The 12,551-nt window shown below is 34.1% G+C and carries 13 protein-coding genes; 3 read left to right on the top strand and 10 right to left on the bottom strand.

Annotated elements, in window-relative coordinates; translation table 11 throughout:
• The first annotated feature begins 137 nt into the window (after window positions 1–137).
• Both HN014_RS07425 and HN014_RS07420 read left to right on the top strand, forming a co-directional pair.
• Window positions 138–1,091 carry an SPOR domain-containing protein gene (locus tag HN014_RS07425; RefSeq protein ID WP_176028249.1) on the top strand — a complete coding sequence of 318 codons (954 nt, stop codon included), beginning with the start codon at window positions 138–140 and terminating at the stop codon, window positions 1,089–1,091.
• Window positions 1,092–1,313: 222 nt separating this feature from the next.
• A complete protein-coding gene (locus HN014_RS07420) occupies window positions 1,314–1,838 on the top strand; it encodes an acyl-CoA thioesterase (RefSeq protein WP_176028248.1) in 525 nt (174 codons plus the stop codon).
• A gap of 115 nt (window positions 1,839–1,953) precedes the next feature.
• Here HN014_RS07420 and HN014_RS07415 read toward each other — a convergent pair whose 3' ends face one another.
• The 9 genes from HN014_RS07415 to HN014_RS07375 form a co-directional block, all read right to left on the bottom strand.
• Window positions 1,954–2,649: a helix-turn-helix transcriptional regulator gene (locus HN014_RS07415; protein ID WP_176028247.1), complete on the bottom strand. Its 696-nt coding sequence runs from the start codon at window positions 2,647–2,649 to the stop codon at window positions 1,954–1,956.
• A gap of 23 nt (window positions 2,650–2,672) precedes the next feature.
• A complete protein-coding gene (locus HN014_RS07410) occupies window positions 2,673–3,143 on the bottom strand; it encodes a DinB family protein (protein WP_176028246.1) in 471 nt (156 codons plus the stop codon).
• A 467-nt stretch (window positions 3,144–3,610) separates the two neighbouring features.
• Entirely contained in the window at window positions 3,611–4,840 is a 1,230-nt protein-coding gene (locus tag HN014_RS07405; protein ID WP_176028245.1) for a murein hydrolase activator EnvC, read from the bottom strand.
• Window positions 4,837–5,607, bottom strand: a complete 771-nt coding sequence (locus tag HN014_RS07400) for a DUF4292 domain-containing protein (RefSeq protein WP_176028244.1) — start codon at window positions 5,605–5,607, stop codon at window positions 4,837–4,839. Before HN014_RS07400 ends, HN014_RS07405 begins: the two co-directional genes overlap by 4 nt.
• 7 nt (window positions 5,608–5,614) lie before the next feature.
• The gene (locus HN014_RS07395) at window positions 5,615–6,988 is read right to left on the bottom strand and encodes a lipopolysaccharide assembly protein LapB (RefSeq protein ID WP_176028243.1); all 1,374 of its coding nucleotides are present in this window, start codon (window positions 6,986–6,988) and stop codon (window positions 5,615–5,617) included.
• Between the two features lie 33 nt (window positions 6,989–7,021).
• The gene (locus HN014_RS07390; RefSeq protein WP_176028242.1) at window positions 7,022–8,038 is read right to left on the bottom strand and encodes a sugar phosphate nucleotidyltransferase; all 1,017 of its coding nucleotides are present in this window, start codon (window positions 8,036–8,038) and stop codon (window positions 7,022–7,024) included.
• A 119-nt stretch (window positions 8,039–8,157) separates the two neighbouring features.
• The gene (gene dut, locus HN014_RS07385; RefSeq protein ID WP_176028241.1) at window positions 8,158–8,592 is read right to left on the bottom strand and encodes a dUTP diphosphatase; all 435 of its coding nucleotides are present in this window, start codon (window positions 8,590–8,592) and stop codon (window positions 8,158–8,160) included.
• A gap of 92 nt (window positions 8,593–8,684) precedes the next feature.
• A complete protein-coding gene (locus HN014_RS07380; RefSeq protein WP_176028240.1) occupies window positions 8,685–10,139 on the bottom strand; it encodes an oligosaccharide flippase family protein in 1,455 nt (484 codons plus the stop codon).
• Window positions 10,140–10,175: 36 nt separating this feature from the next.
• On the bottom strand, window positions 10,176–10,658 hold the full coding sequence (locus HN014_RS07375) for a hypothetical protein (protein ID WP_176028239.1): 483 nt from the start codon (window positions 10,656–10,658) through the stop codon (window positions 10,176–10,178).
• Window positions 10,659–11,014: 356 nt separating this feature from the next.
• Between HN014_RS07375 and HN014_RS07370 the strand changes: the two genes are divergently transcribed.
• The gene (locus tag HN014_RS07370; protein WP_176028238.1) at window positions 11,015–11,599 is read left to right on the top strand and encodes a Crp/Fnr family transcriptional regulator; all 585 of its coding nucleotides are present in this window, start codon (window positions 11,015–11,017) and stop codon (window positions 11,597–11,599) included.
• Between the two features lie 171 nt (window positions 11,600–11,770).
• On the opposite strand, the gene HN014_RS07365 is transcribed toward HN014_RS07370, so the two are convergent.
• Entirely contained in the window at window positions 11,771–12,547 is a 777-nt protein-coding gene (locus HN014_RS07365) for a hypothetical protein (RefSeq protein ID WP_176028237.1), read from the bottom strand.
• Window positions 12,548–12,551 lie beyond the last annotated feature (4 nt).

Below are 12,551 nucleotides of genomic sequence, written 5' to 3'. Positions count from 1 at the left end.
GATCTTTTAATATCATTTTTATTTTTTTCTACCTTTGGACTTAGGTGGCTTGATGTATTGTTATGACTCATTATTGAGCATGTATTCTCGCCATCTAATTGACTTTCAGAAACCTCTGATTTTTTTAAGGAAAATAAATGAATACAGCTACTTATATAAGTGAACTTTTATACCGCTATGAATGTGTTATTATTCCTGATTTTGGTGCTTTTTTGACCAAAAGGGAGTCGGCTTCTATTCACAGTGCTACGAATGCTTTTTACCCTCCAAAAAAACTGATCTCTTTTAATCGTCAGTTACAGAATAATGATGGGTTATTAGCGAACTATATTGCTTCTGCAGAACAAATCTCCTATACGGATGCCATTTCTAAAATTCAGCGATATGTAGCTTCTTTAAAAAATGAACTTACTAACGGAAAACGTGTTTCTATAGAAGGAATTGGTTCTTTCTTTGTTTCGATAGAAGACACTCTTCAATTCGAACCTTTTGAGCAACACAATTACCTGACTGAAGCTTTTGGACTTAGCTCTTTTGTTTCTCCTACAATTCAAAGAGAAATCTATAAAGAAGAAACTGAGTCTCTAGAAGAAAAGGCGCCTATTGCCTTCACTCCTGAAAAACGTCGTGAGCGTCCTTACCTAAAATATGCAGCAGTTTTAGCAATAGCTATTGGTGTGAGTGGTTTTTTTGGTGTAAAGAAATACAATGATCAGACAATCACTTATAATGATAATGAGCATAAAGAAGCCACTGAAACTATCAAACAACGGATACAGGAAGCTACTTTTGAAATTAGTAGCCCACTTCCTGCTATAAGCTTATCTACACTAAAAGAAGAAGCGCCCTCGAAAGCACATAAATATCATATAGTTGCAGGAGCATTCCGGTTTATAGATAATGCTAACAAAAAAATAGAAGAGTTGCAAGAAAAAGGATTCTCGCCACGACTTATCGGAATTAATCAGTTCGGTCTTCATCAAGTATCTTACGTTAGTTTTTCTACCAGACAAGAGGCATTAACAGCACTACAGGAAATAAAAAACACCAATGATAAAAGAGCTTGGTTATTAGTAAAAGAACTACCATAACCCAATCATAAAAACATTATATAGAAAAGCCTATCTAATTTTGGATAGGCTTTTTTTTACATTTTTATCAATCATATCCCTTATTAAGAGGTTATTTTTCTATTTTTCTTAAGACTAATGGTCATTATATAATAATTTTTTAGCGACTTGTCGAATATTTATACTGAAAGTATCGTCAATTCGATACTCCTCTTTATCTTTGCTCTAAAATTGTATATAATTATGGAAGCAAGATACCCCTCAGAATCTCTAACTGTTTTAACAGATCTTGTATTACCAGGAGAAACAAACCCATTGAATAACCTTTTTGGAGGAGAACTTCTAGCTAGAATGGATAGAGCTGCAGGTATTTCTGCAGGAAGGCATTCCAGAAGAATTGTCGTTACTGCATCAGTAAATCATGTTGCGTTTAACAAAAGTGTTCCTTTGGGGAGTGTAGTTACTGTAGAAGCAAAAGTTTCAAGAGCTTTTAGAACCTCTATGGAGGTGGTTATCGATGTTTGGGTAGAAGACAGACAAAGCGGTGAAAAAACAAAAGCAAACGAAGCTATTTATACCTTTGTAGCTGTTAATGAAACAGGAACTCCTGTTTCTGTTCCTCCTATAAAACCACAAACAGAATTAGAGAAAAAACGTTTTGACGCCGCACTGAGGCGTAAACAACTAAGCTTAGTACTTGCCGGCAAAATGAAACCGGATGATGCTACTGAATTAAAAGCGCTTTTTGTTGCTCAGGAAAACAAATAAACGATTTTAAAAATAACTGTATAAAAGCCATCACAAAGAAATCTTTATGATGGCTTTCTTTTAAATTATATATTTAATATATACAAAACATATGATTTTTAAGGTCATGAAATGCTTATTCTCTAATATTCAATTGTAAGCGAGCATTTAATTCCTGCTCTCCATGGGATGTAAGGACTACCTCTCTGGTGTTTTCTTTTCTTCGAATCCAATCTTTATCTACCATAGTATGATATAAAGCCGCCCCCAATGCACCTGCTAAATGATATCGTCTTTCACTCCAATCTAAACATGCATGGGCAAAAGATCTTTTTTTACTTTTAATACGATCAATGTCAATTCCGATAGTAGAGAACCATGTTAATCCACTTTCTGTAACCCTATATTTTTTTTCTTCAAGAACTAAAATATGATTATCCACCAGTGCCTTGGTTACCTGTACTCCAAGTTTGCCGGCCAAATGATCATAACATGTTCTGGCAAATGTCAGATCTTTAGGAGTTGTAACAGGAATTGACCTGTCTTTTTCTGATATGGTAATTAAGCTTCCCATCGTTTCCACCACTCGTGCCACTTCTTCGCTGGCATATCTATAGTATCGGTGTCTTCCTTGTTTTTCTACAACCAGCAATTTTGCTGTGACAAGTTTATTCAGATGATTACTGGCTGACTGAGAAGAGACACTGGCACATATCGCTAATTCTGAAGCAGTAAACGCTCTCCCATCCAACATATTCCAAAGCATAACAGCTCTTACTTTATCTCCCAATAAAGACGCTATTTTACTAAATTGCTCTTCATATTCTTCCATACTATCATAAATTATCGATACGTTTAGTCCCAAATATTTGATCGGGGAACTCCAATAGTTCTTAAATAATCCAGCATCTGACCGGTATGGACCGCTTCATGATATGCTATTCTATTCAGGTAGTTCCCTAATTCATATCGTTGATTACATTCTTTCCTTTCAATAATAATATTGGTCATATCCTCATCAGAAACTCCTTGAATCATTTCTATAAAACGTTTCCGAAACGGGGCTGCAATCGCTAATTCTTTTTTCAGATCAACATATTCTACCTTTAACCAGGGAGATTGATATCCATCCAATTGCTCTTTTCGAGTAATAATCATATGATACAGATGCTCTCCTTCCAGTACATGGCGGATCATTTCTAATACACTAAACGCTTCTTCATCAGGTTTCCACGTATAATACATTGCTGGAATTGCACTCCAAAGCTTGATACTCCTTCTCCGTATTTCTTCAAAGTTACATATAATACTATCTTTTGCTTTCATCGAACTTGTATATTCTGATTTATACTAATATTTGTCTTAATCATCTTTGCTAAAAAAACACTGTTTATATACTCATACATCCATATTATTCTTCAGAAAGACATCATCCTTCTAAAAAAACAGCAAATAAACAATGCGGCAATAATGGTTGCTCAGGTTTTATAAAGAAAAAAGGTAAATGATATAATAAGGAAGCTGTAGTATCGATATGAGTCTCTTCTTTGATTTACGCCCAATTTACACTGTCGTATCTTCCTGTCGAAAATATTTTTTTTCATACTAACCACCTGATGTTTTATGCTTTTATATATTGATAAAACAAAAGTAGCCAGTCGAATGTTTTTATAGTTCATTTCAGAATGAACTATGCAATTTTTCATCACATAAAAAAGAAATAAGAGGAGGCTATCTAAATTTTAATATAAACAGGTATACACAAGAAATAATATCCTTCTATTCATTTTGAATCACATCTTATACACCCATGTTTGCGGGTTCAGACGTTTGGCATTTTGATAAATCAAAAACTTCATAATAGCTCTTCCTGTTGCAGGATTGGTTCTCACCTGACCAATTTGTTGTTTGGTTTTTACAGCATCTCCTTCCTTGATGGTTATGTTTTCCAGATTGTAATAGGTAGTAATATAGTTACCATGGCGGATCTGCACTAGTCTGCTGGCTCCTTTGAGTTTTTGTATAGCAATGACTTCTCCATCAAAAACAGCTCTGGCTTTTTCTCCAGGCTGCGTTTCTATTTCCACTCCACTACTATTAATCTGAATATTGGGTAAAGTAGGATGTGGTTGTCTTCCAAATTTCTTAGTAATTCGTCCCGTACCCACTGGCCAGGGTAGCTTTCCTTTATTGGCAGTAAAATTATCTGCCAGTTTTTTAGCTTCTGCAGTTAGTGCAAAAGTGGTTGCTGATCCTTTTTTAGTAACTTTTTTCCCAACTTTTTTATTTGCCTTAGCAATAGCGTCTCTTATCAACTTCTCAATGGCTCTATCAATCGCATTGGCCTGCTTTTCCTTTTGTTTTATTTTTTTGGTATAAACTCCAGCCTCTTTTCGAATAGACGCCATTAAAACCTCTTGTTCTTCCCTTTCTTTTTCCAGGTTCTTTTCGGCTTCTTTATTTTCTCCTATCAAGACTTCCTTATCTTCTTTCTGTCTAACAAGGTCTTTATTTAACTCCTGAAGTGCTATGGTCTGATTTTCGATCTGCTCTACTTTCTCTTTTCGATACTCATTATACTGCTTCATATATTGAAGTCGTTTGTATGCCTGCGAAAAATCATTGGATGACAGTAAGAACATAATTCGGCTCTGTTTGGACTTACTCTTATACGATTTGACCACCATTTTAGCATACTCTTTTTTGAGTAACTCTATCTCTTCTCTTTGTTTTCCCATTTTTTTTAGATTCGCATCTATTTCCCGGGACAGTAAATTTGTTTGCTGATTTGTTACCTTAATAAGGTTCTGACGTGTACTTATCTGAGATTTTAATGTTTCTACCTCGTCTAATAACGAACGTTCTTTCTTTTTATTCGTTTCTCGAAGTTTCTTCATTTGTGCTATTTCCTGTCTTAACTTTTCTCTTTTCTTTTCTAGCTCTCGCTGTTTAGCACTTTGCGAAAAAGAAGAAGCACAAATCAAAAAAAAGCAACTTAAATATAGTATTCTGGATAATTTCATTGTACGGTTACTTGGGTATAGCCTGCTGGAATAGTAAACGGAAAACTCACCTTTGCATTATAATCTACAGTCTTATATTCTAATTTTAAGGTGGTATTATCCTCATTATTGGTAGCTACAATGTAGATTTCTTTTGGAAAACTTTGATTCGCCAACCTTTGATAGTCCACATAATTTATTGCCAGATTTTTTGACCCCTGTGATAATTGTTGTGAAAACATTTTATAATTATCCGGATTGACGAACAGCAATCGCTCAAATAGTTCTAATTGTTTCTTAGGAATTAGCTGGTATTTCTTATCGACAACAGCGGATTTGTACTTTTCTTCTCTCAAATTAAAAAGTGCCTGTCCCAACAGCATTTGTTGTACTTTGTCAAAATTAAGATCTGCTCCCAGCCACTTACTAAGCATCTTAAAATCTCCTTCGAAATAAGTGTGATTTCCTTTCTCATAATAACTAAACGACTCCGGAGTAATTAATGCTTTGGCAACAGTAATCCCTAATAGCTTAGCACTTAGCCATATTGTTTTGTCTTTCTCCATTCTCAGGGTGACATTAGGACTAAATGAGCGCTCTCCATCAGAATACCTTACTTTTAGTCTCGCATTCAGTGTTTTAAAATTAAATGAGTGATTATAATGATTGGCAATCACTTTTTCTGCGCTTATTTTTTTTACTTTTCCGGTATCACTAATTGCTTTTGTCCCTTTACAAGATTGTAATAAAAAAACGATCGTACAAAGTACGTACAATATCCTCTTCATAAAAAAATTATGATTTATTCTGAATCTCTTCAGATTTCTTTTTATACTTATTTGCCTTGGCAGATTCCCCCAACTTACCATAAGCAATTCCCATTTGCAAATAAAAATCAGATTCCATCTTTACATCATCAATGATATAATCCATTCCCTGACTTAATATTTCTACTGCTGTTTTAGCTTCTTCCAGATGAAGTAATGAAACACCATTGACTAAATACAAAATAGGCTGAGAAGGAAACATTTCTATAGCGATCGCACTTCCTTCTTTTGCTTTCTCATACCTCCCTAAATCCAACTGAAGCAATAACATTCTTTTTAAAAGATCAAAATCTTCAAAATTATCAGTCATTCCTTTTTCATAAAAATTAAGGGCGAGTTCTTTTTTATCCTGACCAAAAAAATAATTTCCTATTTCTTTGAAAATTTTCTGACTCTTTTCTTCTTCAGAAAAAGCTAAAGAGGTTTCTATTAATTCTGATTCGTAAGAAGGGTTTTTGCTCACAAAATCCAGAAAATCATTTAATACTTTCTGTTTGGAATCCACATCCATCTCTTTACTTGCCAACACTACCTTCATCGAATTGACTGATTCGTCTACTTTATTATCCTCGAGATAAAACTTATACAATGCCAGGTGAACGAGTTCTGAATCCGGTTTCTTTTTTAATAGTTCTTTGGCTGTTTCGTAGGCTTTTTCTTTCTGGTTATTTTTACTATAAAGATAAATGAGGTTAATATAATTACGCTCACTATTAGGCTGCTCCTTTATTTTGTTTTCCAACCGTGCGATTTGCCCGCTTTTATTATTAATTCTCGCATGAATTCTGTCTCGCAGCTTATTTCTATACGAATCAGCACCAAATTCATCATCCAGTTCATCTAATGCTGACAATGCATCATCGTATCTTTTTTCTAGAAAATACATATTTGCCAATTGCTCTTTGAACAAAGGATTATGTACAACTAGTTTTTCTAAAACAGCTACGGATTCTTTGTATTTTCGTTGAGAAAAATACACTTCAAACAACAGCTCTAAAACATATTTATCATTAGGTTTTGCTTGCAGGACTTTTTCAAAGCCTTCCTGAGCATTCTGGTACTGTTTTAGTTTTAGATAGTTTTTTCCTAATTCGAAGTGAATATAAGAAGCACTGGGATTAATTTTCAGGCATTTTTCCAGTGCCTCTATAGCTTTATCATAATTTGTAATAGCTTTTTGCCTTAATGCTTCAAAAAAATATTCCTGAAAATCATCAGAAACATCTCCTAGATCATCAATATTTATTTCTTGTTTTGGTTCAATCTCTTGTGCCTCTACCCCAGTCAATACTGTCAGTGAACAGAAAACCAAAAAGCCGAATTGTTTACAAATCTTTTTCATAAAGTTGTTTAACCAAGATCCCGTTATACCGTATTATTCTAATACCGAATAATCTCCTATACTTATGGTAGTGAATTCACCGTTGTATACAACTTTATTCCCTATCATAGCATTGTCTAAGTTAGCGTTTTTTATTGTAGTTTGGGTCTGAATCAAACTATTTTTAATGGTGGTGTTTTCTATAACACATCCATCTCCTATAGATACATCAGGTCCTATTGTAGCATTTCTAAGTACTACATTTTCTCCTACATAACACGGAGGTATAATCGTTGCATTTTCTTTTGTAATGGTATTGCTCATTAATTGTTCTCCATCTTTTTCAAGAAACCCGAGCATTCTGGTATTGGTTTCTACCGTTACGTTTTTATTACCACAATCCATCCATTCATCTACTTTTCCTGTCACGAAGACTTTTCCATCTGCCATCATTCTTTTTATACCATCATTAATCTGATATTCTCCTCCCTGCACAATATTGTGATCCAGAACATGTTGTAGTTCTTTTTTCAGAACACCTATATCTTTAAAATAATAGATTCCAATTACAGCCATATCAGAAACAAACTCTTTTGGTTTTTCTACAAGTTCTGTTATTTCATTACGCTCATTGAGTTTGACAACTCCGTATGCTTCCGGATGTTCAACTTGTTTTACCCAAATCACTGAATCTGCCTCCTTGTCCAGGTTAAAATCTGCCCGAATTAATGTATCTGCATAGGCAACTACTGCTGGTCCTGATAGTGAATCTTCGGCACACATAATTGCATGTCCGGTTCCCAGGGGTTTATCTTGTCTGTAAATTGACGCTTTAGCCCCCAAACTTTCTGCTAATTCCGTCAGGCTTTTTACGACATCTTCTCCAAAAAAAGCCGGATCACCCAAAATAAAGGCAACTTCTTCTATCGGTTCTCCCAAAACTTTTGCTATATCAGAAACCAATCTATGCACAATCGGCTTCCCTGCCACAGGGATAAGTGGTTTTGGTACAGTAAGTGTATGAGGTCTTAATCTAGAACCTCTTCCCGCCATAGGTACAATAATTTTCATACGATTTGTGTTTTTCCCTCTTTTATAAAGGGTGTGTTATACATTATAAAAAGTTGTTTTTATACCTTGAATACTGTTCCCGGTATTCAAGTGGGGAGTTTATTATTTATTGTGAATACTTATTTCGTTCCTGTACTTCCAAACCCTCCTTCTCCTCTGGATGTTTCTGAAAGTTCTTTGACCTCTGTCCACGTAGCCCGCTCATGCTTAGCAATAACCATTTGCGCAATTCGTTCTCCATTTTCTATCGTGAAATCTTCATTTGATAAATTTACCAGAATAACTCCAATTTCTCCTCTGTAATCTGCATCTATAGTTCCTGGTGCATTTAATACTGTGATTCCTTTTTTAGCTGCTAAACCACTTCTTGGTCTTACCTGCGCTTCATATCCTACCGGTAACTCTATAAAAAGCCCAGTCTTGACAATTGTGCGTTCTAAAGGTTTTAATGTTACGGCTTCTGTAAGAAAAGCCCGTAAGTCCATCCCTGCAGAAGCTATGGTCTCATAATGTGGAAGATCGTGTGAAGATCTGTTAATAATATTAATGTTCATGTGTTTGTTATATATATTTTCTGATTGATTTAATACAACTTCTGATCCCAAAAACGGTCTCTGACTTCTTTATCTAATCAATCGTATACTTTTCATTTTTTGCTTAAAATTTCTTTGATTTCCTTTTTCTCAAAAACATACAAAACTACTAAAAACGACAGGAATAAAGGGATTGAAACGATATAATTACAGTCGAACAGATAAAAAGAAACCACTGTAATCCCTATTGCCATAATTAAATACATTGCTATTCTTTTTGTTTCATAAGGAATGGGGTAGTGTTTTTTTCCTAGGTGGTATGAAACCAGCATCATGATTCCATAAGCACATAAGGTCGCTATTGCCGACCCCATATAACTATAAAAAGGAATCAATATCACATTCAACAATAAAGTTATAATAGCACCAGCTACGGAGATATAACCTCCGAACTTGGTTTTATCAGTAATCTTATACCAAACAGATAAATTATGATATATCCCTAAACAGAAATTAGCTAGCAATATCAAAGGTACAATCCCAATCGCTTCCCAATATGCTTTATTTGGTATTAAATATCGCTTTATAATTGGCAAAAATACTATCACTCCTAAAAAAATCACCGAACCCAGTATCACAAAATATTTGGTGATTCTGGCATAGGTATCAGGTGCATTTTTTTCTTTTGCATGACTAAAAAAGAACGGCTCTACTCCCATTCTAAAAGCAGTAGCGAATAAGGTCATAAAAACGGCCAATTTATAACAAGCTGCATAAATCCCAATAACATGATCGGAACTTTCTTCTGGCAATAATTCTTTTAAAAGCACTCTATCAAAACTCTCATTAATAGAAAAAGCAACTCCTGAAATCAAAACCGGTAAGGCATACCGCATCATTTTATTCCAAAGTATTTTATCTGGTCTCCCTTTAATTTTCCAATAAAACGGTATTAATAATACAAGGGTCAGACCACTGGCAATCAAATTAGAAATAAAAATATAGTTTATCTCATAATCATCTTTACAAATACTATCTAATAAGGGCACATGAAATACAAGATCATGCAAAAACAAGAGGAAGAAAACATTAAGCCCAATGTTTACTAATACATTGCAAATTTTAATTGCCGCATATTTTATCGGTCGTTCATTAGCTCTGAGCCAAGCAAAAGGAATAATAACCAAAGCATCCAATAAAAGGATCCATATAACTAAATGAATATACTCTTGTTTTATATCTACCAGGGTTGCGATTTGCTTTTCAAAAATCAATGCCAACACAAAAAAGCAAACTGACGAAATCACTAATGAAACTGCGGATGTACTTACTACCTTTTTCTTATCGGTCTCTTTTGTATAAAACCTAAAAAAAGCTGTTTCCATTCCATATGCCAATAAAACATTGAATAAAACAAAATAGGTAAATATAACAGATATTTCCCCGTAAGCCTCTGTTGGAAGAAGCCCTGTGTATAACGGAACCAATATAAAAGACAGCATTCTTGGTAATACCGTTGCTACACCATAAATAAAGGTCTGTTTAAAAAGTTTTTTTAGTATTGCCAATGAATATGAATTATACAGATTTTGCCCTTATTTGTTTTATTGTTTTGCGGATGGGTATGCTATAAAATCTTTTTCTTCCAGATTATTAATTTTAAAAAATCCTTCTTTATTTCCATCTTTATAACTTACTATACACTCATTATATTTTAGGGTAAAAGGACTTTTTTCTTCAATGACAGGGAGTTGATTCCCAAATTCTTTCTTCGGATCGTCACTCATTATCAAATCTTTTCTTGTTTCTGGATATGTATACCGCCCTACATAGATGGTTCCTTCTTTTTGAAGTGCTATTTTTCGCTCTTTAAAATAGGCTGTTTGAAGCACTATTTTTGTTTCTTCTTCTACAGGTATATAAACTGTAAATCCACTCCCTCCCTGGGCTACTCCGGAATACCATTTCTGGAAATACGGCTTCGCAATTTTAACCGGAGGTGTTTTTTCTATTTTAGGAGTACTGCCACATTGCCCAAATAGTATTGTAATAACTATAACCCCTAAATTATATAAATAAGATTTCATCTGTTTCTTTTTAATTAGTAACAATTATGGTATTTTATTTTTACACTGGTCAATACCACACCTTCTTCTTTGCACCAAGTAATCAAATTTAATACCTTTTTTACAACAGACCAGTACTCTTCATCAAATCCCCTGATTATTTATGAGAAAACAAATATAGTCATCGTTTCCATTATTACGGTTCAAAACTAGTTTGACAACATGAAAACTGTATCAGCAATATGTTAATATTATCTCATTCTGTGTTAAACATACACTTAAAAAAAACTTAAATCCATTTTTTTTACAATTTTTAATAGTAACTAGATACATAATGCGACACTCTATAAACTAACAAACTCTTAATTCTTTTACCAATGGAACATATAGTAAAAGGTATTTTCGGGCATCTGGTAACGTTATCTGATTCTGAATGGAAGGAAGTATCTAGTCATTTCAAATTAAAAAAATATCCGAACAAATCGTATCTCTTAAGAGAGGGACAGATCGCTAATGAAACATTTTTTATTATTAAAGGCTGTTGTCGTGCTTTTCATAATTTTGATGGGAAAGAAAAAAACATTTGTTTTAGCAGAGAAAACTGTTGGGAAACAGATGTGGATAGTTTTTTTAACAACAAACCTTCTGCTACCTATATCCAAGCAATAGAAGATATGACCGTATTGAGTCTAACATTAGATAACAAGCTACGTCTTTTTAAATACCATCAACGTTTTGAACGGTATTTCAGAATTCTTGCAGAGCAAATGATCACCTATCTTCTGGATGTACTGATAAAAAGAGATACCCTATGTGCCGAAAAACGATTCCTTGCTCTAAAAAAAAGACAAGCTTGGGTTTTTCAACGTATCCCTCAATACCACATTGCTTCTTTTTTGGGTATCTCTGCTACTTCCTTTAGCCTTATTCAAAAAGATTTATTGTTAAAAAATAGCGTATAAGCTTTTACCCGATATCACTGAACTGTTTCGAAGCTATCCTAAACGGTAAAAGACACACTTAAAATGGGTTTTCTCTTTGCCATTTCTCAGAATGTGGAATAAAAAGCCTTAATATATATAAAAATACTTCCATTGATTATTCGTGTTTATCAATTACAGGTTCATTATAAATTACACTCTTTCCAGATGAATATTTACGCAATTATCTCTGATTAAATCTATTCCTTTCCACTCTCCCCATACTCCTTCTTTTGGAGGGACAATACTTTTAGCTGTTTTGTCCAAAAACAGGGTTACATAGTCTCCTAGTTCATTAAAACTACTACTTGCTTTCATTCCTCTTCTGGGAAAATGCTCCCAAAAAACAACATAATTGTCTGCAACCATTAGAATCGCTCCATCTGATCTCTCGGAAGTGTATGCATCTGCCCATGTCTTTATAGAGGCTAAAAATGCTTCTTCGCTTTGCCCTTCATGTTTATATCCTACTTTATGATATACTGTTCCGTGCATCCAATCGGATTCCTCATCTACCAAATAATAGGGCTGATTAGCTTTTACTATTCCTTTATACTGTTTTACAGCTCGCATGCTGCTGTTTTTTTTACTGTATGTTTGATCGAATAGTAATGTGAACAACCGTTCTACTACTGTATTGGATTTTTCTTTAGAAATATTCTTAGATTCCCAAAAAAGTAATGCTGTCTGATCCGGTATTGCCTTGGGTTTATTTTCAGGATTCGGTAAAGAAGGAATGTATGCATTCAATCCTATTTTAGGTCTAAGGAAAGAGCATACAGGTACAATTATTGACCCTAGAAAATCTACAAATTCGTCGTATGTTTTTTCTTTCGTTTTAAAACCGCTCCACACGGAAACAGCATCCGGAGCTATTGGTTTATATTTTGGTCCACTACCCATTTTTATCTTTCTTTGATTAATAGCCACATAC

The organism is Aquimarina sp. TRL1 (genome assembly GCF_013365535.1).
Taxonomy (GTDB): domain Bacteria; phylum Bacteroidota; class Bacteroidia; order Flavobacteriales; family Flavobacteriaceae; genus Aquimarina; species Aquimarina hainanensis.
The sequence above is the reverse complement of the archived record's forward strand: the minus strand, read 5'-3'. Positions and strand labels throughout refer to the sequence as shown.